19 protein-coding genes are annotated in these 22,699 nt (G+C 70.3%); 9 read left to right on the plus strand and 10 right to left on the minus strand.

Translation table 11 applies throughout. From position 1 onward, the window contains the following. Window positions 1-50 precede the first annotated feature (50 nt). The 4 genes from ACQE3M_RS09140 to ACQE3M_RS09155 all read left to right on the plus strand — a co-directional run bounded on the left by ACQE3M_RS09140 (window position 51) and on the right by ACQE3M_RS09155 (window position 3,562). A complete protein-coding gene (locus ACQE3M_RS09140) occupies window positions 51-578 on the plus strand; it encodes a 6-pyruvoyl trahydropterin synthase family protein (RefSeq protein WP_430505294.1) in 528 nt (175 codons plus the stop codon). Further along, window positions 578-1,516 (plus strand): 7-carboxy-7-deazaguanine synthase QueE, encoded by a 939-nt coding sequence (locus ACQE3M_RS09145; protein WP_430505295.1) that lies wholly within the window; start codon window positions 578-580, stop codon window positions 1,514-1,516. Before ACQE3M_RS09140 ends, ACQE3M_RS09145 begins: the two co-directional genes overlap by 1 nt. Window positions 1,517-1,520: 4 nt before the next feature. Beyond that, window positions 1,521-2,255, plus strand: a complete 735-nt coding sequence (gene queC / locus ACQE3M_RS09150; protein WP_430505296.1) for a 7-cyano-7-deazaguanine synthase QueC — start codon at window positions 1,521-1,523, stop codon at window positions 2,253-2,255. A gap of 104 nt (window positions 2,256-2,359) precedes the next feature. Next, window positions 2,360-3,562, plus strand: coding sequence for a redox-regulated ATPase YchF (locus ACQE3M_RS09155; protein WP_430505297.1), 1,203 nt, complete (start codon window positions 2,360-2,362; stop codon window positions 3,560-3,562). Window positions 3,563-3,607: 45 nt separating this feature from the next. On the opposite strand, the gene ACQE3M_RS09160 is transcribed toward ACQE3M_RS09155, so the two are convergent. The 5 genes from ACQE3M_RS09160 to ACQE3M_RS09180 form a co-directional block, all read right to left on the minus strand. Next, window positions 3,608-4,819: an FtsZ/tubulin family protein gene (locus ACQE3M_RS09160; protein ID WP_430505298.1), complete on the minus strand. Its 1,212-nt coding sequence runs from the start codon at window positions 4,817-4,819 to the stop codon at window positions 3,608-3,610. A 156-nt stretch (window positions 4,820-4,975) separates the two neighbouring features. Further along, window positions 4,976-6,679 carry an aldehyde ferredoxin oxidoreductase C-terminal domain-containing protein gene (locus tag ACQE3M_RS09165; RefSeq protein WP_430505299.1) on the minus strand — a complete coding sequence of 568 codons (1,704 nt, stop codon included), beginning with the start codon at window positions 6,677-6,679 and terminating at the stop codon, window positions 4,976-4,978. A 74-nt stretch (window positions 6,680-6,753) separates the two neighbouring features. Continuing rightward, window positions 6,754-8,358 carry a flippase gene (locus tag ACQE3M_RS09170; protein ID WP_430505300.1) on the minus strand — a complete coding sequence of 535 codons (1,605 nt, stop codon included), beginning with the start codon at window positions 8,356-8,358 and terminating at the stop codon, window positions 6,754-6,756. A 51-nt stretch (window positions 8,359-8,409) separates the two neighbouring features. Then, window positions 8,410-8,946 carry a cupin domain-containing protein gene (locus ACQE3M_RS09175; protein WP_430505301.1) on the minus strand — a complete coding sequence of 179 codons (537 nt, stop codon included), beginning with the start codon at window positions 8,944-8,946 and terminating at the stop codon, window positions 8,410-8,412. A gap of 72 nt (window positions 8,947-9,018) precedes the next feature. Further along, window positions 9,019-10,410 (minus strand): cobyrinic acid a,c-diamide synthase, encoded by a 1,392-nt coding sequence (locus ACQE3M_RS09180; RefSeq protein WP_430505302.1) that lies wholly within the window; start codon window positions 10,408-10,410, stop codon window positions 9,019-9,021. A 289-nt stretch (window positions 10,411-10,699) separates the two neighbouring features. On the opposite strand from ACQE3M_RS09180, the gene ACQE3M_RS09185 reads away from it, so the two are divergent. Next, window positions 10,700-11,476 (plus strand): CbiX/SirB N-terminal domain-containing protein, encoded by a 777-nt coding sequence (locus ACQE3M_RS09185; RefSeq protein WP_430505303.1) that lies wholly within the window; start codon window positions 10,700-10,702, stop codon window positions 11,474-11,476. Between the two features lie 100 nt (window positions 11,477-11,576). Here ACQE3M_RS09185 and ACQE3M_RS09190 read toward each other — a convergent pair whose 3' ends face one another. The 3 genes from ACQE3M_RS09190 to cobN are packed head-to-tail and all read right to left on the minus strand — an operon-like array spanning window position 11,577 to window position 17,096. Then, window positions 11,577-12,401, minus strand: coding sequence for a cobalt-precorrin-7 (C(5))-methyltransferase (locus ACQE3M_RS09190; RefSeq protein ID WP_430505304.1), 825 nt, complete (start codon window positions 12,399-12,401; stop codon window positions 11,577-11,579). Beyond that, entirely contained in the window at window positions 12,398-13,135 is a 738-nt protein-coding gene (locus ACQE3M_RS09195; protein WP_430505305.1) for a precorrin-8X methylmutase, read from the minus strand. The genes ACQE3M_RS09190 and ACQE3M_RS09195 overlap by 4 nt, the downstream gene beginning before the upstream one ends. Continuing rightward, the gene (cobN, locus tag ACQE3M_RS09200) at window positions 13,125-17,096 is read right to left on the minus strand and encodes a cobaltochelatase subunit CobN (protein ID WP_430505306.1); all 3,972 of its coding nucleotides are present in this window, start codon (window positions 17,094-17,096) and stop codon (window positions 13,125-13,127) included. The genes ACQE3M_RS09195 and cobN overlap by 11 nt, the downstream gene beginning before the upstream one ends. 34 nt (window positions 17,097-17,130) lie before the next feature. On the opposite strand from cobN, the gene ACQE3M_RS09205 reads away from it, so the two are divergent. The 4 genes from ACQE3M_RS09205 to ACQE3M_RS09220 are packed head-to-tail and all read left to right on the plus strand — an operon-like array spanning window position 17,131 to window position 20,678. Continuing rightward, window positions 17,131-19,368 carry a VWA domain-containing protein gene (locus ACQE3M_RS09205; protein ID WP_430505307.1) on the plus strand — a complete coding sequence of 746 codons (2,238 nt, stop codon included), beginning with the start codon at window positions 17,131-17,133 and terminating at the stop codon, window positions 19,366-19,368. 58 nt (window positions 19,369-19,426) lie between these two features. After that, window positions 19,427-19,609, plus strand: coding sequence for a CbtB domain-containing protein (locus tag ACQE3M_RS09210; RefSeq protein WP_430505308.1), 183 nt, complete (start codon window positions 19,427-19,429; stop codon window positions 19,607-19,609). Continuing rightward, entirely contained in the window at window positions 19,609-20,328 is a 720-nt protein-coding gene (locus ACQE3M_RS09215; protein WP_430505309.1) for a CbtA family protein, read from the plus strand. The genes ACQE3M_RS09210 and ACQE3M_RS09215 overlap by 1 nt, the downstream gene beginning before the upstream one ends. After that, the gene (locus tag ACQE3M_RS09220; RefSeq protein ID WP_430505310.1) at window positions 20,328-20,678 is read left to right on the plus strand and encodes a (2Fe-2S) ferredoxin domain-containing protein; all 351 of its coding nucleotides are present in this window, start codon (window positions 20,328-20,330) and stop codon (window positions 20,676-20,678) included. Before ACQE3M_RS09215 ends, ACQE3M_RS09220 begins: the two co-directional genes overlap by 1 nt. Window positions 20,679-20,964: 286 nt before the next feature. Here ACQE3M_RS09220 and ACQE3M_RS09225 read toward each other — a convergent pair whose 3' ends face one another. After that, window positions 20,965-22,308: an outer membrane protein assembly factor BamB family protein gene (locus ACQE3M_RS09225; RefSeq protein WP_430505311.1), complete on the minus strand. Its 1,344-nt coding sequence runs from the start codon at window positions 22,306-22,308 to the stop codon at window positions 20,965-20,967. Further along, entirely contained in the window at window positions 22,301-22,678 is a 378-nt protein-coding gene (locus ACQE3M_RS09230) for a DUF3209 family protein (RefSeq protein WP_430505312.1), read from the minus strand. Before ACQE3M_RS09230 ends, ACQE3M_RS09225 begins: the two co-directional genes overlap by 8 nt. Window positions 22,679-22,699: the final 21 nt, after the last annotated feature.

Below are 22,699 nucleotides of genomic sequence, written 5' to 3' on the forward strand. Positions count from 1 at the left end.
CGCCGCGCGTCATTCCTCATTTTTAAGTAGCCGAAAGATAATCCTGCAGTATGACTGAAGGAATAGGAAACGAGTCCTCAGGGCCTACCGGCCGGGCGGTGGACGAACGCGACCCCGACGCCGCCGGGTCGGCCGCCAGCGCGTCGGCGGACAGCATCGTCGACCGCGCCGGCGAGCGCGTCCTCCACATCGGCGAGGACCGCCCGATCCGCATCTCGACCGGACATCGACTCCAGCATCACGACGGCAAGTGCAGCCGCCCACACGGGCACAACTACGAGATCACGGTCACCGTCCGCGGCGAGCTCACGGCCGAGGGCTGGGTCGTCGACAAGGGCGTCGTCACCGACGTCATCGACGACTGGGACCACGTGTTCCTCCTCGAAGCGGGCGACCCCCTCGTCGACGCGTTCGCCGAGGCCGGCGACGCCGACGGCACCGTCGTCCTCGACGCGCCGCCGACGGCCGAGGTGATGGCCGCGGTGCTGGAGGAGAAGCTCGCGGACCGACTCCCGGAGACCGTCTCCGAGATCGGCGTCTCGGTCCGTGAAACGGGCGAGCTCTGCACCGCACCCTGATGCCGGTCACCAGCAACGTCGACGACGACCACGTCGCTCGCGAGGAACAGGGAGTCGCCCCCGACGAGGACGCCGACCACCCTGACGGTCCAGCACTACCGATCAACGAGCTGTTCGCCTCGCTCCAGGGCGAGGGCACCCTCGCCGGCCAGCCCTCGACGTTCGTCCGCACGTCCGGCTGTAACCTCCGCTGCTGGTTCTGTGACTCCTATCACACCTCCTGGGAGCCCACCGGCGCGTGGATGGCGCTCGACGACGTCCTCGGCTCTGTCGAGGACCGCGACCCGGACCACGTCGTCCTCACGGGCGGGGAACCCCTCGTCCACGACGAGGCCGTCGACCTCCTCCACGAACTGGACGAACGCGGCTACCATCTCACCGTCGAGACTAACGGGACCATCGTCCCGCCGGCGGACACCCCCATCGACCTCGCGAGCGTGAGCCCGAAGCTCGCCTCGTCGACGCCGTCTCCGGAGCGGCCACCCGCGGGCGTCGAACTGGCCGAGGACGCCGAGGACTCCGATACCGAATCCCCGGACGCGGACGGCGTCGACGACGCCGAGATCGAAGGCTGGGCCGAGAAGCATGAAGATGACCGTCTCGACCTCGACGCGCTGGCGACGCTCGTCGCCCGCTACGAGACCCAGCTGAAGTTCGTCGTCACCGGGCCGGACGACGTCCCCGAGATCAACGACCTCGTCGACGACGTGCGCAACCGACTCGACGAGACCGACTTCGCCGACGACCCGACCGTCGACGCGCCGGTCACGGCCACGGATCGCCTGCCCGACGACCAGGTCCTCCTGATGCCCGAGGGCCAGACGCGCGAGCGACTCGAGGAGACCCGCCGCGTCGTCGCCGACATCGCGCTCGAACAGGGCTACCGATACACCCCGCGGCTCCACGTCGACCTGTGGAACGACGCACCCGAAACCTGATACGATGACCACGAACGCAACCTCCGACAACGAAGCTACCGACTCAGCAACCAAACGCGCCGTCGTCCTCGTCTCCGGCGGCATGGACAGCGCGACGACCGCCTACGAGGCCGCCGAACGCGGCTACGAGCTCTACTTCCTGCACACCTCCTACGGCCAGAACACGGAGACGAAGGAGTACGAATGCGCCCGCGCACTCGCGGAGCGCGACGAGCTCCCCGTCCGCGACTTCTTCCACGTCGAGACCGACCACCTCCAGCAGATCGGCGCGTCGTCGCTCACGGACGACGAGTTGGCCGTCGAGGACGCCGACACCGACAGCGACGAGATCCCCTCCTCGTACGTCCCCTTCCGCAACGCGAACCTGCTCGCGATGGCGGTCTCGTACGCCGAGGCCAACGACTGCGACGCCGTCTTCGTCGGCGCGCACTCCGAGGACTACTCCGGTTACCCCGACTGCCGCCCCGAATTCTTCGAGGCGTTCGAGACCATGGTCGACGTCGGCACGAAGCCCGAGACCGACATCGCCGTCGAGGTCCCCTTCGTCCACGACGCGAAGACGGACATCGTCGAGCGCGGCCTCGAACTCGACGTTCCCCACGAGATCACATGGTCGTGCTACCGCGACGAGGAGCCGGCCTGCGGCACCTGCGACGCGTGCGCGTTCCGCTTGGAGGCGTTCGAGAACCTCGGGGAACGCGACCCGATCCCGTACGCCGAGCGTCAGGTGACGAACTGACCCGGCGAGCGCGCCGTCGCTCGGCGCGGCCGGTCCACGCCACCGTGACCCACACCACCGGCTCTCTCGCACGCCTTTTGAACGCCGGTCTCGCATACCAGGTAATGAGTTATCGTATCGGCCTCGTCGGCAAGCCCTCCGTGGGCAAGTCGACGTTTTTCAACGCCGCCACGATGAACGACGTGCCCGAGGGCGCGTACCCGTTCACGACGATCGACCCGAGCGTCGGCGAGGCGTACGTCCGCGTGGAGTGTGCCGCCCCCGAGTTCGACGAGACCTGCACGCCGAGCGTCGGCGTCTGCCGCGAGGGCACCCGGTTCGTCCCGGTCCAGCTCGTCGACGTCGCCGGGCTCGTCCCGGGCGCCCACGAGGGCCGCGGGCTGGGCAACCAGTTCCTCACCGACCTCAACGAGACGGACGTCCTCGTCCACGTCGTCGACTTCTCCGGGAAGACCGACATCGAGGGCGAGGCGACCGAGGGCCACGACCCCCGCGAGGACATCGACTTCCTCGAAGAGGAGCTCGACCAGTGGTATCTCGACGTGCTCGAGAAGGGCATCGAGAAGTTCGAGACGAAGTACCACGGCGCCGAGGCCGCCATCGAGGAGGAGCTGGCCGAGCAGATGTCCGCGTTCGGCATCGGGAAGGACCGCATGAAGCAGGTCATCCTCGCCGAGGAGATCGGTCTCGAGCCCGAGGCGTGGGACGACGACGACCGCGAGGAGCTCGCCCGCGAGATCCGCAAGCGCACGAAGCCGATGGTCGTCGCCGCCAACAAGATGGACACCGAACCGGCCCAGGAGAACTGGGAGGAGATCACGAACGATCCCGACTACGACCACCTCTCGTTCGTCCCGGCCAGCGCGCACGCCGAAAAGGCCCTTAAAAATGCCGACGAGGCGGGCGTCGTCGACTACGTCGCCGGCGACGACGAGTTCGACATCGTCGGCGACGTCTCCGGCGACCAGGAGGCCGGCCTCCGGCAGATCGAGACGTTCGTCGAGGAGTACGGCGGCACCGGCGTCCAGCAGTCCATCGAGGAGGCCGTCTTCGACGTGCTCGGCTCCATCGCCGTCTTCCCGGGCTCCGCGAACGGCTTCGACGACGAGAAGGGCGTCTTCCGCGACTGCTTCCTCCTGCCCGAGGGCGCGACGACGGAGGACTTCGCCTTCCACATCCACTCGGACATCGGCGAGGGGCTCCTCCACGGCACCGACTGCCGGACGGACCGGCAGGTGTCGAAGGGCCACGAGCTCTCCCACCGCGACGTCATCGAGCTGATCTCGACGAAGCAGGCGGCGCCCTAAAAGCCCGCACCCGGAGAGCCCGCAGTTCCTTTTAAATAACCCCGACTACACCTGTTCGCGCAGCTCCTCGATCCGCTCCACGTCCCGCACCCCCGCGAGCAGCGCGACCGCGAAGACGGCGTCGGCGTCGGCGTCCGGCACGTCGCCGCCGCGGACCGTCCGAGCCTGGGTCTCCCCCTCCAGCCACGACCGCCCGTCGGCTATCGCTCGTCGGTTGAGCCAGGCCGGCGGCCCGCCGACCGCCAGCAGCGCCCCCGTCGCCGACGAGCGGTCGCACTCCGCGGTAAGCTTGCCCCGAACTGCCTTCCGGACGACGGTCTCGACCGCGCTGACCGCCTCGCTCGTGTCGACGTCGGGCTCGTCGTCGCCGCCGATCAGCCCGAGCCCGAGCAGCGAACCGTCGTCGTCCGCCGTATCGACCTGTTGTTCCGCGTAGCCCAGGGCGGCCAGCACGGTCTCGTCGCCGAACGTGCGGTCGACGTCGCTGGCGTCGATCGTCTGCTCCGCGCTCACCTCCCCGCCCTCCGCCCGGTCGCCGAGCGAGAAGAACGTCGCCAGTCGGTAGATTAGCTCGTCGTTGACCCGTCCGCGGCCCGTGGCCAGCCCCTCGTCCGTGCGCAGGTACGCCTCGTTGTCGAACGGGACGATCGCGTCGGCGACGCCGTTCAGCCGGTCGATCGTCCGGAGCGCGTTCCGCCCCGCGAGCGGCCGGTCGAGCGTGTCCTCGCCGCTGTCCGGGCCCTGGGGAGCGGCTGGTCCATCCGCGCCCCCGCTCCGAGCGTCCTCGGACCGCTCGATCTCCCCGTTCGTCGGCAGCGTGCCGACGACGTACACCGGCGTCCCGTACAGCTCGCGGACGTCGGCCGCCAGCGCCGGGGCCGTGCCGCCGCCGGTCGCGCCGCCCAGGCCGACGACGAGGAGGAACGCTTCCGCCTTCGAGGGGCTGCCCTGGTCGATGACCCGACTCAGCTCGTCGACGTGGGCCTCGCCGACGTCGAGGCCGGCGCGGAGGTCGCCGTCGAGGCCGTCGGACGCGGTGCCGTAGCGGTGTCGGTGCGCCTCCGGGACCGCGGCGAGCTCCGCGAGCGCGTCCGGGTCGGTGTCGAACGCGAAGGTGTCGACGATAAAGGAGCCGTCCAGCCGCTGGTCGTCGGTCGTCGCCCGCCGTCCGTCCGCCTGCCCGGTGCCCGTTCGCTCGGCGAGCCGGTCGACGATCCGACAGCCGGCGCCGCCGACGCCGATGACCTCCAGATGCATACTCGGTGGTGGTCGCTCGGGGTGTTAGGTTTTGCTGCTATCGGCAGGAGACGCGGTCGGCGGTCGGCGGGGCTGCGGTCGATCGGCCGGGATCCGGCAGTCGATCGGCCGAGCTCCGGCAGTCGATCGGGCGGGCGCCGACCGGCGACGTTGCTGTCAGTCGTCCGCCGGTGCGGCGTCGCTTCCGGCGCGGTCCTCGAGATCGGTTGCGACGGTCGCGACCCGGTCGTCCGGGATCGTGCCGTCCTCACGGAGGCCGCGTTCCTCGTAGTACTCCTGGACCGCGTCCTCGAGGTCCGGGATGTCGTACGGGAGGTCGTCGTCCGTGACGTCTTTCCCGCGCTGGTTGTTGAAGTGGCGCTCGCGCTCGATCGTGCGGGCACCGATCTCCAGCAGCTCCTCGTAGGGGTGGTCGAGGAGCTGCTCGAGGCGGTCGTCCGTGACGTAGTCGCCGGCGAACGCGCAGACGACGCCGGAGTCGCGGATGACGTTGCGGTTCTCCTTCTTGACGAGTAGCTCCGACTTGCCGAGGGTGCCCTCGGGGTCGATCTCGCCCGAATATTCCGGCCCGAGCATCCCGGCGTACATGTGGTCGCCGCCGCGGTTCGCGACCGCGTAGGAGAGCCCCTGGCCGTGGAGTACGCGCCCGTCGTGGGCCGCGAACTCCATGCCCTTGACCGTGTAGTCGTCGACGCCAAGGTCGTCGTGCGCGCGGTGGACGCCCTCCGCGAGCGTGTCGCCGACGCCCTCGCGGTGGGCGATCTTCTCCGTGACCTCCTGGGCGAGCTCCGCGTTGCCGAACTCGTCCTCGCTCGCGAGGTACGCGGCGACGGTGACGCCGGCGGAGATGGTGTCCATCCCGAGAATGTCACACAGCTCGTTCGCCTTCATCACGTCGACGATGTCGCCGACGCCCTGGTTCGAGCCGAACGCGTAAACGGTCTCGAACTCGGGGCCCTCGGTCTCGACGCCCGTCTCCTCGTCCCGCGTCGGGAGCTTGCAGGCGTACGCGCAGGCCGAACAGGCACCCTTCTTGTACTTCTTCTCCTCGACGGCGTCGCCGCCGATCTGGTCGGCGTCCTCGAAGTGGTACCCCTCGAAGTAGCGCGTCGGCAGCGAGAAGTTCTCGTTGATGAACTCCGTGCCGCCGGTGGTCCCCTGCCGGCGCATCTGGTCGTCCGAGGTCGCCGCCTCGCGGTGGACGTCCATCGCCGGCGGGTCCGGGATCTCGATCTCGGGCGAGGAGTCGCCCTCGAAGGTGACCGCTTTCAGGTTCTTCGAGCCGAGGACGGCCCCGAGCCCGCCGCGCCCGAACGCGCGCGAGTCGAACGTCATCACCGACGCGAACCGGACGAGGTTCTCGCCCGCGGGGCCGATGGCGATGCAGTTCTCCGGGCCGAGCCCGCGCGTCTCCTCGACGTAGTCGGAGACCTCGGGGACCTCGGCCTGCTCCAGCTGCGGCACTTCCTCGAACTCGACGCCCTCGTCCGTCACGTGCGCGATGAGCAGCTCGTCGCTCTCACCGACGACCTCGAGGATGGAGATGCCCGCCCCGGAGAACTCCCGCGAGAGGTAGCCGCCGGCGTTCGTCGAGACCAGCCCGTCCGTGAGCGGGGAAAGGCCCGTCATCGACATCCGGCCCGTGAAGGACATGTTCGATTGCTGGAGCGGCCCCGTCGAGAGGTACGCGCGGTTCTCCGGGCCGAACGGGTCGGCGTCGAACGGAATTCGGTCGTGGGCCAGCGCCGTCGCCAGCGCTCGCCCGCCGATGAACTGCTCGAGGAGGTCGTCGATGTCGGTCCGCGTGGCCGAGCGCTCGGAGAGGTCGAGCGTCAGCAGCGGCCCTTCGGCGTGAAGCATACCCGCGAGTTGGCCCCGGGGGCAAATAGGGTTACCCCTGGACCCGGCGGTTGCCGGTTCCTGGCTCCCGAGCGTCAGTCACCGGCCATCGGCCGCCAGGAGCGGACCTTCCTCACCAGTTCCCGGTCCGCGGGCTCGACGTAGCCGAGGCCGACCATCGACCCGAAGTAGATCGCGAACAGGCCGACGAGGAACGGAAGCACGCGGACCGCGGAGTCGATCCAGTCGCCGGCGCCGACGAAGAACGCGAGCGCGGCGCCGAACGTGATCCCCATCGGCACGAGCATCGGCGCCTCGAAGGAGTGTGCCCCCGAGAACCGGTAGACGAGCCAGACGCGGATCACGTTCCGGGTGACCAGCGCCGCGGCCGTCGCGAACGCGGCGCCGACGATGCCGAACGGCGGGATGAGCCAGAGGTTGAGCCCGACGTTGCCGACGGCGGCGACGAAGTTCGCCCACATCACGGCCCGCGTCTGCCCGAGCGCGGTCAGCGTCGCCCCGTTCGGTCCCATTACGTTGCCGAGGAAGTACGCGACGGCGAGGATGCGGAGCGCGAGCCCGCCCGCACGGTACTCCGGACCGAACACGGTGCCGAGCGCGAGTTCGGGGAAGAGGAGGAAGGTCAGGGCGACGGGGTAGGTGATCGAGGCGAACCACTTCGTGAGGACGAAGTAGACCCGCTTGACGGCCTGGTTCGCCCCCTTCGCCGTGAACTCGGAGACGACGGGCGTGTACAGGAAGATCATCGACCCCCAGATGATCGAGATACCCCTGACGAGCGGGCGGACGCCGTCGTAGATCCCGACCTCGGCGGCGGTCTTGAAGTAACCGAGCATCAGGATGTCCGTCCACGACATGATCTGGATGAGCAGCGAGGCGAACAGCAGCGGGAACGAGAACGCCAGCAGCTCGTAGCCGTCGCTCGGTCGCCGGAGTGCGGAGAGGGCCGCCCCCCGGAAGGACCCGGGATCGGCGTAGACCGTGTAGGCGAGGTAGACGACGGCCGTCAGCGCCAGCGACACGGGAAACGCCAACAGCGCGGCGGTGACGCCGACCTCCCAGTAGACGACCGCCGCGAGCAACAGCGGGAACGTCGCCTTCTGGAGAAGCTCCTGGAATACGACGCGCTCCTTCGCTCGCCCGAAGCCGCGGAAGACGGCCGTGCAGATCTTCACGACCGAAAGCCCCGGAAGCGCGACCGCGGCGACGCGGAAAGCAAGCGCGTACTCCGGGTGCCCGAACAGCGTCGCCAGCGGCCCGGCGAGCGCGTACAGCACCCCCGCGACGGCGGCGCTGGCGACGGTGGCGGCGACGATGCCCCACGTCACGATGCTGGCGGGAGTCAGGTCGGAGACGACCTCGTCGGCGTCCGGGGCCTCGGCGCCGTGGAACGCCACCTGTCGCGTCACGCCGTTGCGGAGCCCCAGCGTCGCGACGACGGTGAGGATCGAGGCGACGGTGAACGCCAGCGAGAACAGCCCGTACTCGTCCGGGGTGAACGACCGCGTGAACAGCCCGCGACCGGCGAGCATGAGCGCCATGCCGGCGATCATCCCGGTGACGACCACCGCCGCGCCGCCGGTCACCTCGAACAGCGAGTCGACGACCGAGTCCGGATCTGCGGCTGCCGGGTCCTCGTGCTGCTCGTCGTCCGCCGGCGACTCGTCCGAACTCGTCACAGGTGCGGGCGAGCCCCCAGCGGGATGAAGAAGTTACGATCGCCGGCCGGGTCAGTCGACCTCGCCGGGCGTCGACCCCTCGGTCCAGTGACCCGTCGTCGTCCCGCACTCGGTACAGACCGCGATCGCCGCCTCCTCGCCCTCGTGCTCGCCCACGTCCATGTCCTCGACGTCGGCCTCGGGGCCGAGACGCTCGAGCTCGTTGTCCGTTTCGGCCCGGCAGGTCGGGCAGTACCGCAGCTTCGTCATGTCGCCGTAGTCGAGTGGGGCGCCGAGCGCGACGGCGAACACGCGCTCGTCGCCGCGGTTCCAGCCGCGCTGGAGCTCGTCGCGGTCGACCCGGAGCGCTTCACGCGGGCCGACAGTGACGGCGCCGTCCGCCGTCTCGAAGGTCGCGGTCCCCTCGAAGACGAAGAACACCTCCTCCTGCACCTCGTGGTCGTGGTAGGCGAACGCGAAGCTGTCGCCGGGGTCGAGCTCGTAGTAGTTGATGGCCAGATCCGTCGTCCCGAGCGGCTCCGTCAGCGACTTCATCACGGCCGCGGGCATGATCCGGTTTTCGAGCTCGTCCGCGTCCACGTGTTCCATACGCGCACTCCGCAGGGGACCGGTAAAACACCTATCGGAAGTCGAGGATGGCGCGAATCTCTCTCTGAGCCCTCAGCGCTCGCTGGCGGCCGCGACGAGCCGGTCGAACGCGCCGGAGGCGGCGTGCCGGTGGGCGTACGTCCCGACGGTCGCGTACTCCGTGAGCCCGTCGTGCTCGCCATCGATGCCGTCCCCGCGCTCGACGTCGAACGCGAAGCGCGCGTCGCTGGCGGCGTCGACGGCGGCCGCGTCGTGACTGGAGTAGTGGAACTCGTGGCCGCGCTGGCGTTCGCCCGCCGTCGCGGTCGGCCCGTCCTCCCGCGCGACGAGCTCGACGTGGTCGAGCGCCTGGTAGCGGTCGTGCATCTCGACGCCGCCCGGCAGGACGCCGGCCATCTCGTAGGTGTCACCCTCGGCCGTCGTCAGCGACTCCGCGAGCGCCATGAACCCGCCGCACTCGCCGAGGACCGGGAGCCCGTCCGCGGCCCGGTCCGCGAGCGTCGACAGCGCCGGACTCTCGGACAGCGCCTCGGCGTTGAGTTCCGGATAGCCGCCCGGGAGGTACACCGCGTCACACGCTGGGAGGTCGTCGCCGGCGACGGGCGCGAAGGTGACCACGTCCGCGAGGCCCCGGAGTCGCTCGCGCGTGGACGGGTAGATGAACCGGAACGCCTCGTCCTGCGCGACGGCGACTGTGGGGCGGTCGTCGCTGGCGGCGGACCGCTGCCGCTCGGCAGTCGGGGTGGAAGCAGCCGTCTCGGGAGCCGCGGGTTCGCGCGCGACCTCGAGCAGCGCCGCCACGTCGACGTACTCGGCGCCAGCGTCGATCGCGTCGTCGTCGAGGGGTGCTTCGTCGCCCATGTGGAGCCCGAGGTGCCGGTCCGGGATCTCGAGGCCGGAGGTCGGCGGGACCCGCCCGAGGAACTCGACGTCCTCGGTGAGCGCGTCGCGGATCCCCTGCTCGTGGCGACCCCCGTGCGCGCGCTGGGCGATGATGCCCGCGACGTCGACGCGAGGGTCGGCAATCGTCTCGCGCACGTCCTCGGGGAGCGCGTCGTGGGCGGCGTACTCGCGGAAGCCGAGCGCGGTCGCGCCGACGCTCTGCATCCCGGCCTTCGCGTCGACGACGAGGACGACCGGCAGGTCGAGTGCAGCCGCGGTTGCGGCGGTCGAGGTGACGCTCCCGTCGTAGAGCCCCATCATCCCCTCGACGACCATAAAATCGCCGTCGCTGGCGGCGTCCGCGGCGGTCCGCCGGACGCCGTCGACGCCCTGCATCCAGGTGTCGAGCGTTCGGGAGGGCTTCTCGAAGACGGCGGCGTGGTGGCTCGGGTCGATGAAGTCGGGGCCGGCCTTCGCCGGCACCGGTTCGTGGCCCGCGTTCTCCAGCGCGCGCATGACGGACAGCGTCGCGACCGTCTTGCCGACGCCCGAGGACGTCCCGCCGAGGACGACGCCCTTCACGCGCGACACCCCGAAGAGGACCGGTTTCGGTCGGCGCTCCTGGCCGACCGGGAGCCGTTCGTCCGCCGCGTCCCGCTGCCTTCGTGCATACCGAAGGGACGCGGGCGAGGCCGCATAAAACGCTCGCGTGGGAACGGAAGCCGATGAATCCGACCGCTGTCGGGCGCTTTGTGACTACCGAACACGGGGGCCTGTATCTCGGGTCGGCGGCGTGGACAAGTTATTTAGTGTCCGCCTTGCAAGCCAGTAGCAAGTCCCTTTGGACTAATCCAACTGCACTTTCATAACGATGACCCGGGAAACCCTCATCCTCGTCGGCCGTGAGGCCACGTCCGCGGTGCTCGAGCGACACGCGGCCCGGCTCCGGGAGCGCGACGTCGTCGACGCCGTCACGACGGCCACGTACGGCGCGGAGCCGGCGTTCGACCTGGCCGAGACGTTCCGCGATCACGAGGCCGACCGCACGTACGTCGTACCGATGTGTTTCGCCCACACCTACGAAACGACCGAGGACGTGCCCCGGGCGCTCTCGTCGCTCTCCGGCGAGGTCCGCTACTGCGACCCGGTCGGCGAGAGCCCGGCCGTCACCGAACTGCTCCGCGAGCGAGCCGCCGAAACGGGCGACGACGACGCGGACGAGGCCGATACCGACGCCCTGTTGCTCGTCGCGCTCGGGAACAGCGGCGACGACTACGGCCGTGACACGGCCGAGTACCACGCCGAGCGGCTTCGCAGCGACTTCGAGGAGGTCCGCACCGCCTACCTGCTCCAGAGCCCGGCCGTCGAGTGCGCGCGCTACACGCTGGACCACGACAGCGCCGTCGTCGTGCCCCTGTTCGTCGCCGAGTGCGAGGCGACCCGCACGGGCATCCCGGAGAAACTGGAGTTGGATCGCGGCGGCTTCGAGTACGCCGACCCGTTCGGGGCCGGCCCCCAGCTCACCGAGGCGATCCACGCGGAGGTCGAACGCGAGCGCGTACTCGCCGACGGTGACAGCGAGACCGCCGGCACCGACCTGGTCGCCGACGCGCGCCCAGTCGCGACCGACGGTCGCGGACGGGACTGAGGCCGTCAGCCCTTTACTTATAAACACCAGCCGCACCGACGAGCTTTCCGTAAAAATAGCGTCCCGAATATCGACCTCGAGGGCCTCCGTCGCGCCGCTCTCAGTTCCGCACCGCGAGCACTGACAGGTCGGAGAAGCGCGTGTCCCCCTTCCCGTCGCCGCCGGCTTCCTCCGCGAGATCGCCGAGCGTCGTTTCGGTGACGGACTCGTCGTCGTGGGTCAGCCGCTCGAGCACGAGCGCCGTCGCCTCCGGGTCGCCGCCGTGCTGGAGGAGGTCGGCCGCGACGTCGCCGGGCATCCAGTCGAACGGCCGCGGCAGGACGAGCAGGTTGCGCTCGCCGACGTCATCGCGGAGCTTCGCGAGGTCGCCGTCGAGCGAGCCGCTCTTGTGGAGCGTGACGAACGTCGTGTCCTCCATCGGCGTCCGCGCGCGGCTCGCAGCGACCTGCAGTGAGGAGATGCCGGGCTCGACGCGCACCGATGCGTCGACAGCATCGTCGCCCGCGCTCGCAACGCCCGCGTCGACCGCCTGCTGCACCTTGCCGACGAACTGGTAGCCGGAGTGGTTCGGGTCGCCCATGAGGACGGCCGTCCCGTTCTCGCCGGCCGCGACGCGCTCGCCAAAGGCCTCCAGCGCCTCGGCCTCGTCGCGGTAGCCGCAGGTGAGCGCGTCGCCGGTGATCAGGTTGTCGACGAACTCGACGACCGTCTCGAAGCCGACGACGACGTCGGCCTCGCGGATCGCGCGCTCGGCTCGCGGGACGAGGTACTCGCGGTTGCCGGGGCCGATGCCGACCGCGTGGACGACGGATTCGGGGTCGGCGGCGACCTCAGCATCGGCGCCGAGCTGTGCCGTCGGATCCGGTCCCTTGGCCGCGTAGTCCGCCGGGTCCGGGCCGCTGTCGAGGTCGTACGCGTCGCTCACAGCTCGCCCCGCTCCAGCCCCTCCAGCGTCAGCTCGTCGTTGCGCACGTCGCTGGCGACGTGGACGAACTCGTTCGTCAGCCCGGCCGCGAGGCCGGAGCCGCCCCGGCGACCGACGTTCGTCACCGCCGGGACGCCGTGCTCCTGGGCGACCTCGCGAAGCCGTTTCCGGCTCTCGGCGGCCTTGACGAAGCCGACGGGCGTTGCGACGACCGCCGCGGGGCGGGTGCCCTGCTCGATGCAGTCCGCGAGCGCGAGCGTGGCGGTCGGCGCGTTGCCGACGACGGCGATGGCGCCGTCGTAGACGCCCTCCTTGTCGAGCGTGAGGACGCTCGCCGCGGTGCGGGTCATGCCCGTCTCCGCGGCGAGGTCGGCGCCGTTGCCGATGGCCTTCCTGACCTCGCAGTTGTGGCCGCGACCGGTGATCCCCGATTTGACCATCGTGATGTCCGTCACGATCGGGGCTTCGTCGAGGACCGCTCTGGCGCCGGCCGGAACCGGGTCGTGCTCGAAGCGCATCAGGTGCTGGAACTCGGGGTCGCCGGTCGCGTGGACCGACTTCGCGCGCATGCGGTCGGCGGGCTCCTCCTGCGGGACGATCTCGTGGACCCGGTCCATGCTCGTCTCCGCGATCTCCATCGCGTTCGAGGTCGTCGCGCCGAGGTCGGCGTACTCCTCGAATTCGTCGTCGGCAGCGTCGACGTCGTCCGCTTCGGCAGCGCCCTCAGTCGTCATCGCTGCTCACCCCCGTATCGTCGCCGGCGGTTGCCAGGTCCGGCGGGTCAGCGGCGGCTCTCGCTTCGAGGTCGCCGTCGACCTCGAGGTTGAGGTCCCGCAGGCGGTCGACCGTCTCCTGGTCGGCGTCCCAGAGACCGCGGTCGACGGCCTCCAGGAGCGTGTCAGTGATCGAGTCGAGCGCCCAGGGGTTGACGTCGCGGAGCCACTCCTGGCGTTCCTCGTCGAAGGCGTACTTCTCGGCGACGTCGGCCCAGAGCGCGTCGCTGATGACGCCGGCGGTCGCGTCCCAGCCGAGCGTCACGTCGACCGTCTTCGAGAGGTCGCCGGCGCCCTTGTAGCCGTGCTCCATCATGGAGTCGAGCCAGTTCGGGTTGAGCACGCGCGAGCGCATCGCCTTCCGGACCTTCTCCTCGTTGGTGTACACCGTCACGTTGTCCGGGTCCGAGGAGTCGCCGACGTAGGAGGCCGGCTCCGAGCCGGATACCTCCGTGACGGCGGTGATGAAGCCGCCGTGGAAGGCGTACCAGTCCGAGGAGTCGAACTCGTCCTGCTCCATCGTGTCCTCGATCTTGACGGTCGCCTCGACGTTGCCGAGGCGCCGCTCGAAGCTGTCGTGCGCCTCCGAGGTCTTCCCGCGCGAGCCGAGCGCGTAGCCGCCCCACTGGACGTAGACGTCCGCGAGGTCCGAACGGTCGTCCCAGTTGCCCTCGTCGACCGCCTTGTTCGTCCCCGCGCCGTAGCCGCCGGGGCGGGTCGTGAACACGCGGTGTTTGGCGGCCTTCTCCGGGTTGTCGTGGCCCTGCTCCTCGAGTTCCGCGGCCTCCTCCTCGACGTGCTTTTTCACGTAGTTCATCTCGTGCGGCTCGTCGAGGTCGACGACGGCGTCGACGGCGTCGTGGACGACGCTCGCGGCGGCCGGGAACGCGTCCCGGAACAGCCCCGATACGCGCGTCGTCACGTCGACGCGGGGGCGATCCAGCTCGTCGAGCGGGATCGGCTCCACGTCGTCGACGCGGCCGGCGTCCGTCCAGACTGGTTCGACGCCCATCATCGCGAGCACCTGGGCGATCGTCTCGCCGCGCGTGCGGACGGTCGGGGTGCCCCAGGCGACGACGCCGACCTCCTCGGGGTATTCGCCCTGCTCGTCCTGATGCCGGGCGAGCGTGTCGGCGGCGATCTCGCGGCCGACCTCCCAGGCCGGCTTGGCGGGCACCTTCCGCGGGTCCAGCGTGTAGAAGTTGCGCCCGGTCGGGAGCAGGTCGACGCCGCCGCGGGTCGGCGCGCCGGAGCCGCCCGGCGGGACGTACTCGCCGGCAAGCGCGTCCGCCGTCTGCGGGATCTCGTTCTCGGCGCCCGCAACCCGCGGGGCGGCCTCCTCGCAGATGAACGCGAGCACCTCGCGCAGGTCGTCGTGCGCGCCGCCCTGCACGCGCGCGTCACCGAGCGGGTCGACGTCGACGACGAGCAGGTTCATGTTGACCTCCTCGTCCGGGCCGGCGTCGACGCCGGACTCCGGCACGTCGAAGTCGCGCTCGGCGAGGGTTCGGACGAGCTCCTTGCTCGTCTCGTACACCTCGTCGGCGGCCTCGCCGTAGGTCATTCCGAGCGTCTCGTCGTACTCGCCGGGCGCGTTCAGCATCTTCTCGTAGTCGACGCCGAGCACGCCCGCGACGGACTCGCGGAGGCTCGGCGAGCCGGGGTTCTCTAAGCGCGTGAGCGCGACGAGGTACTCGACGAGCCGGTCCTCGACCGGCGGCTCGCCCATCGTGTGGAGGCCGAGCCGGATCTGGGTGTTCTTCACGTCGGTCAGATAGCCGTGGACGCGCTCGACGAGCTCGTCGGTGTCGACCGCGTCGCCGTCGACGTCGCCCTCGGCGAGCTCGGTCCCGGCCTCTTCCGGCCCGCGCACGTCGACCGTCTCGTCGATGGTCCCCTCGATGCCGAGCTCGACGGCGAGGTCGAGCTCCGCGACCTTCTCGCGGAGGAGCTGTTCGAGCTTCTCGCCCTCGTCGTTGCGGACCTCGGTGCCGCCGGCCTCACGGTACTGGCGCGCGAGGTCCTCGAGCTGCGCGAGCTCGTCGTAGCTGCCCGCGCGGCCCATCACCGGCGTCAGGTAGTCGATGATCGCAGCATAGGAGCGACGCTTCGCCTGCGTCCCCTCACCGGGGTTGTTGACGATGTACGGGTAGACGTTCGGGATGTCGGAGATGAGCCCGTCCGGTGCGCTACCGGAGTCGAGCCCGACGGTCTTGCCGGGGAGCCACTCCAGCGACCCGTGCGTGCCGAGGTGGACGACGGCGTCGGCCTCGAACTGGTTCCGGAGCCAGCCGTAGAAGGCGACGTAGTCGTGTGGCGGCCAGAGGTCGGAGTCGTGGTACACCTTCGAGGGGTCCATCCCGAAGCCGCGCGGGGGCTGGACCGTCACGAGCACGTTGCCGAACTCGACGCCGGGGATCGCGAACGGGCGGTCCGGCGGGTCGCCCCACTCCTCGAGGACGCCCTCCTGGAAGCCGTCGGCCTTCCCCTCGAACCAGTCGGTGTACTGGTCCGGGGAGACGACGTCGACGCTGCGATCCCGCACGTCCTCCGGCGCGACCCAGCGGTCGTCGAGCGTGAGCTGTGAGGTGAGCGTGTCGATGAGCTGCTGGCCGTCGTCGACGGGGGCGGCGCTGGGTCCGCTGCCCGCGCCCGTCCCGAGGTCGTACCCACGCGCACCCAGTTCGTCCAGCAGGTTCACCGTCGATTCCGGCGAGTCGAGGCCGAAGGCGGTGCCGATGCCGTCGTCGCTCGGCGGGTAGTTGTGGAGCACGACGGCGACGTTCTTCTCATCGTTCGGTGTGTGGCGCAGCTCGGCCCAGTTGACCGCGAGCCGGGCCGCGTGGTCGACGCGGTCGTCGATGGGGAAGTGCTGTTTCGGCGCCGAACCGACGCCGGCGTCGTCGTCCATCCGCTCCTTGCCCGAGATGGGATGGGTGATAACGTTGCCGTCGAACTCGGGCAGCGCGACCGAGAGCGCGAGCTCGAAGCCCATCACGCCCGTCTCGCTGGATTCGTAGCGCGACCGCGAGCGCATCGTCGTCACCGTCTGGATGACGGGGACCCCCAGACGGTCGAGGAACACATCCTCGGCGTCGGCGCCCTCGTCGTCGGCGTCGCGGCCGCGCTCGCTCATCGAGAGGGAGAACATGAAGGAGGAGAGCACGCCGTCGACGACCGGGTCGCCCGCGTCGTCGGTGAAGAACTCGTCGACGGTCCACTCCGCGTCCTGCTGCTCGTCGGAGTCGGTGACGGGGTTACAGAAGACGGGGAGCGCGTTCGCGCCGAGCGACTCCAGCTTGCGGACCTGCGCGTCGACGTAGCGCGTGTTCTCGTGGGTCCAGTGGGACTCGTAGAACCAGACGCCGACGGTCGGCGTGTCGTCGTCGAAGGTCGCGATCAGGTCCTCGTAGTCGGCGGCGGGGTAGTCGGGGTGGTAGACGCCCTCGGTCGGGAGCGCGACGGGGTCGTCGACGTCGCCGCTCCAGCCGGTGTCTCCGTCCGCGTCGCCAGCGTCGTCGCCCGCGCCGTACTCGTCGGCGAGGTAGCGGGCCATGTTCGCGAGGTTGACCGTGCCGCCGCGTTCGAGGTACTCACAGACCTGCTCACGGTCGGCGGTCGGGACGCTGGTGTCTTCGACCGCGAACGCGTCGCCGGTCGCCTTCACGACGAGCGGGACGCCCGCGTCGCGGAGCTCCTCGACCGCGAACTCGTAGCCCGGCATGCTGTCCTCGGCGCCGTGGAGCCAGAACACGGCCGCGGTCGCGTCGCGGAGCTCGTCGACGAACTCGCCGACGTCAGCCTGTTCGTCGAGGTCGCCTTCGCTGCGGACCACGAGATCGATACCGTCGAGCCGGTCGGCGGCCGCCTGCACCGCCCCCAGCTCGTTTTCCGTCGCCGTGTAGAGGCCGAGCGTTGTCACAAGTTATTAAACCTCTGTTGTGGTTAAGACAAGTATGGTTGGATTGGGCGCGGACAAAAAGCTTTCCACGCCGTTGCCCGCGATCGTCGGCCAGGACCGCCTCAAACGGGCGTTACTGGCCCTCGCAGTCGAAGACGGGCTGAACGGCACGCTGATCCGCGGGGAGAAGGGCACCGCCAAGTCGACCGCCGTCCGCGCGGTCGCGGACCTCCTTCCCGAGCAGCGCGCCGTCGCCGACTGCCCCTACGGCTGCCCGCCGGAGGAAGCCGCGGACGACCCGAGCGTGCGATGCGAGTCGTGCCGCGAGCGCGACGACCCCCCGGTCGAAACTCGCCCGACGCCCGTCGTCACCCTTCCGCTCGGCGCGACGCGCGACCGCGTCGTCGGGACCCTCTCCGTCGAGGACGCGCTCGGCGGCGAGGCGGAGTTCGACCCGGGCCTCCTCGCCCGCGCGAACCGCGGGATCCTCTACGTCGACGAGGTGAACCTCCTCGACGACCACCTCGTCGACGTCATCCTCGACGCCGCCGCCGCGGGCGTCAACCGCGTCGAGCGCGACGGGGTCAGCCGGACGCATCCGGCGGACATCACCCTCGTCGGGACGATGAACCCGGAGGAGGGGGACCTTCGGCCGCAGCTCCGCGACCGCTTCGACCTCTGCGTCGACGTCGCGGGGCTGGAGGACGTCGACGACCGCGTCGCGATCATCGACCAGGTGCTCGAGAGCGACGACCTCGAAGAAACTGAAGACCTCGAGTCGGCAACGGCGCGTCGACGCGAGCAGGTCAACCGCGCCCGTGAGCTCACCCCCGAAATCGTGACCGAGTTCAAGCGAACGATCGCGGAGCTCTGCGTCGACGCCGGCGTGGACGGCCACCGCGCGGACTTCGCCATCGCGCGTGCCGCCCGGGCGCTCGCCGCCCTCGACGGCCGCGACAAGGTCCTCGAGTCCGACGTTCACGAGGCGGCCGGCTACGCGCTCGCGCATCGCATGCAGAGCCAGCCGTTCGAGGACGCGCCGGACGCCGAGGAGGTCATCGACGACCACCTCGACGGCGAGGAAGAGGCCGACGATGGCGAGGCGGACCCGGATAAAGGCGAAGACGATGGCGGTAGCGATGGCGAGACAGGGGGAAGTGAGGAGGAAGCCGGGAGAGACGATGGTGATGGCGGCGACCCCGAACCGGATTCGGACTCGACGCGCGACGGCGACTCGGACGGCGATGGAGGGCGGAGCGACAATCCGGACGGTGACGCCGACGGCAGCGAAGGCGACGACCCTGACGACGCGGAATCGGACCAGCCGTCCCCGGACGATGAAGCCGGCGACCGAACCCCCGACACCCAGTCGGCTGAACTGCCGGACGACCCAGACGGCCCAAACGACGCGGACGACCGCGAAGACGGCGACGACCCCGGCAACGACGAAAGCGGCAACGCGGACGACGATGCCGACGAGGAAGCAGCCCCGCCGCTCGTTCCCGGCGCGGCCCGGGCCGAGGTCGGCGAGGCGACGGCGCCGGACGTCGAGCCGCCGGACACCTCGCAGGCGACGACCAATGACGGGATCGGGCGGGGCGAGGCGGCGCCGTCGACCGACGGGCGCGGCGCGCGCGTCCGGACGGAATCCGTCACGAGCGACGAGCGCTCGACTGGCTCCATCGACGCCGCGTCGACCGTGCGGTCGGCGGCGCGGGAGGGGCGGTCGACGCCGACGGACGAGGACCTTAAACAGAGCGTCCGGACCGATTCGGCGCGGACGCTCACGGTCTTCGTCACGGACGCGAGCGCGTCGATGGCGCCGGCAATGCGCGCGGCGAAGGGCGTCGTCGTCGACCTCCTGCGGGACGCCTACGCCGAGCGCGACGAGGTCGCGCTGGTCGCGTTCGGCGGCGACGACGCGGAGACGCTGCTCCCGCCGACGACGAGCGTGTCGCTGGCTGCGCGTCATTTAAAAGAGCTCCCGAGCGCGGACCGGACGCCGCTGCCCGCGGGGCTCGACGCCGCCGCCGAGTTGCTGGCGACGGAGGACCCGGACGGCGCGCTCGTCGTACTCGTGACGGACGGCCGCGCGAACGTCGCGGACGGAAGCCCGACGACGGCGACCCGGGAGGCCGCTCGCCGGCTCGCCGCAGCCGACGCCGAGGTGCTCGTCGTCGACGCCGGTGAGTCGCGGGCGGGCCTCCTCGACGTGGTCTGCGAGGCGACGGACGCAACCCGGGTCCCGCTCGCCGCGCTCTCCGCCGAGACGGTGCTCGACGGCTGGGAGTAGCCGGACTACCTCCGGAAGTTTTACAATCTCACTTGTTGTTTAGACAAATTAGATTGCAATGACAGTCGATACAGTCGCGGATCGGTTCGCGTTCGCTCGATCACAGCTCTCGCCGACGGCGATGCTGCTGGCGCTCGCACTGGTTGCTGCCCTCGGCTTCACGCTCGCGTTCATGCAGGAGCCGCTCGCTCACGACGCGATGCATAACTTCCGGCACGGCGCCGGCATCACCTGCCACTGATGTTGCAGACCCTCAAGCGCGGGACCGTCGCCGGCGCGGTCGCCGGCGGGGTGTACGGACTGTTCGTCTGGCTCGTCCTGAACCCCTTCACGGCCGCGCTCGAACACGCCGGGCACGGCCACGCGCACGACCACGGCGGCGCCGAGCCCGTCGTTTCCGAGCTGACGACGGCGGTCGTGAGCGCCGGCGGCGGCGTGCTCTGGGGGATCCTGCTCGGCGCCGGCTTCGGCGTCGCGTACTTCCTCTTCGAGCCGGCGCTTCCGGGCGAGGACCTGAAGGGCTACGTCCTCGCAGGCGCCGGCTTCCTCACCGTCTCCGTCGGGCCCTGGACCGTGCTCCCGCCCGCGGTCCCCGGTGCCGAAGCGCTGCTGGCAACTGAACTCCGGATCGCCATCTACGGAGCCATGATGGCGGTCGGCGCAGTCGTCGCGGTCGCGAGCGTGCTCGCGTACGGCCGCGTCTCGTCCCGGCGCGGCCGCCCGGCGGGCCTCGTTGCCGCCGCGGTGCCGCTGGCCGCCCTCGCCGCGGTCGCCGTCCTCGCGCCGTCGTTCGTCGGCGGCGGTGAGGTCGGCGCCGAGCTGGCGGTCGCCTACCGCTGGACCGTCGTCTTCGGTCAGGCGGGTCTCTGGGCACTGATCGCGACGACGTTCGCCCGCCTCGAGGGCGGCCCGGACGCGACGATCACGACGAGCTCGACGACGGCGTACCCGGCTGACTGATGGAGGACCGCACCGAGACAATGCGCGAGCGCGGGCTCGACGCCCTCGTGCTCGTCTGCACGAACGACCGCGAGGAACACGCCTGCTGTAGCGACGTCGACGGCGAGGCGGTCGCCGACGCGGCCAAGCAGTGGCTCCGCGACCGCGACCTCTTCTGGTCGCGCGTCGCCGTCAGCGAAACGGGCTGTCTCGGCATGTGTAGCGACGAGGGCGCCGCGATCGTCGTCCAGCCCGCTAACGACTGGTACGCCGAACTGGGGCCCGCCGACGTCCCCGCAGTGCTCGCCGAGACGATCGGCGAAGAGGGCGAACATCTGCCCGAGACTGACGTGGCCGCGGCTGCGGACTGACTCCGGGGCTTCTTTTAAACCTCGCTCCGCTCCCGACAGCAACGCCGTCCTCGTCGGCGGCGCTGGCGCTATTTAAATAGAGTAGTCGGCGTCAGGATAGCTGCTGCTCAGTGTTGTAGAACGACGGTGTAGGTCAGTCAGTGAAGGCCCTCGTGGAAACCACGCGAGCTGAAAGGAACTGGCCAACCGTGCCGTCTACTAACGAAAAGCCGCTATCCACGTAAAACCCCTCCGGTACGCTGCCCCGACTCACTCGTCGGCGAGGACTCACTCGTCAACGACAGATTCACTCGTCGGCGAAGTGGAGCCGATGCGCGCCGCGTGACTCGTCCTCGGTGTGGTACGCGATCGGTTCCTCAAGGATCGCGATCCGGTCGCCTGCATCCGCGACGGCGGTCGCAACGCCCGCGACTGTCGCTTTCGTTGCCGTGCCGGCGCCGGCGTCGACGGTCAGCAGGCCGTGACTGGCCGGGTCGCGGTCGCGGAAGTGCTGCCCCACCGCGAGCAGCAGGGCCGAGGCGTCATCGGCGACGTCGACGCCGCCGAGCCAGCCGTCCACCGTCGTCGTCCAGTCGACGCTGGCCGTCCCGGCGTCCTCGTCGCCCTCGACGGCGACGAGCGTGTGCTCCCGCGGGTGGCGCGCGTCAGTATCCCGGCTGTCCCCCTCGGGGAACGTGTTCCCGGTGACGAACAGCGGCTGGCCGTCGACGACCTCGACGCGGTTCGGGTACGTGTAAACCGTGTCCTCCCCGCGGTCGACGGGCGTCCCGAGGTCGACGCGCCAGCGCTCGCGGCCGCGTCGGTCGAGCGCGTAGCCGCGGTAGTCGCCGTGGCTCGCGACGACGACGCCGTCGTCGTCGAGCGCGACGTCACCGACGCGGCGACCGCCCTCGGTGCCCGGGTCCCAGGTGAGCGTCGTCTCCCCCGTGTCGGGGTCGAGGACCACGAGGCCGCACTGGTGGTCGCCGTGACACCGGTTGTACGCGACGGCGAGCCGGTCGTCCCGGCGGTCGATCGAGATGGGTGAACCGTCGGCGTCGTACGTCCAGACGACCTCGCCGTCCGGATCGAACGCGTAGATCCGGCTCTCGAAGAGCCGATCGCCGTCCTGCCGCTCGTAGCGGCGGGCCGCGGCGTAGAACCGGCCGTCTCCTTTTAAACATCCGTCGCTCGCGAGGTCGACGGTCATCGGGTAGTAGAACAGCGTCTCCTTCGTGGCGCTCCCGAGGTCCGCCTCGAGGTCGCGTGACCAGCGCTGGGCCCCCTCGATGGCGTCGAGCAGCGCGAGCATCGCCGTCTCGCCGCGGGTACCGACGAGCACGACGGGCTCGTCGTCGACGACGGCGGCCTCGAACTGCACGACCATCCCGCCGAGGTCGACGTGCCACAGCTCGGTGCCGTCCTCGTCGAACGCGCGGACGACGCCGTGGCCGGTGCCGCAGACGACGGCCGGAACCTGGGTGTCGCTGCCCGGGTCGCTCCCGTTATAGTCGACGCTCGCGAGCGCGGAGCGCGTCCACTGCTGTCGGGTGCCGCGCGGGTTCAGGTCGGGTAACTCGACCGTTATCTCATCGTCGGCAACGTCGCGGTCTCCGACGGCCGCGGGGTCGTTCCGCGCGGTGTCACTCATCGACCGGGAACGCCTCGTGTAGCGTGTGGTGCGCGTCGCCGAGGTGGCCCAGGAACGACTCGCCGGAGTCGACGAGGCGCGCGAGCGAGCGCTCGGCGTCGCGCACGGCCACGAGGCGGCCGCGCGTGTAGTCGTATTCGGGGCTGTCCGGGTCGGCCGCGGCGACCTCCTCCTCAAGGTCGACCAGCGCGGCGTCGAGGTGGCGCTGGAGTTCCGCGAACGATTCGGCGTGCGCGAGCGCCGCGACGGGGCCGTTCCCCTCGAGGGCGTCGCCGAGTTCCTGTTCGGCGTGCTGGCGCACGCTCTCGTCTTCGGTACCGAGCACGTTCATCAGGCCGAGTCGCAGGGCTTCGATCTCGTCACAGCTCATGAGTGGAAAGTGGTGATGGTG

The organism is Halosubterraneus shenae (assembly GCF_050510935.1).
In the GTDB taxonomy this organism is placed as follows: Archaea; Halobacteriota; Halobacteria; order Halobacteriales; family Haloferacaceae; genus JBDGPU01.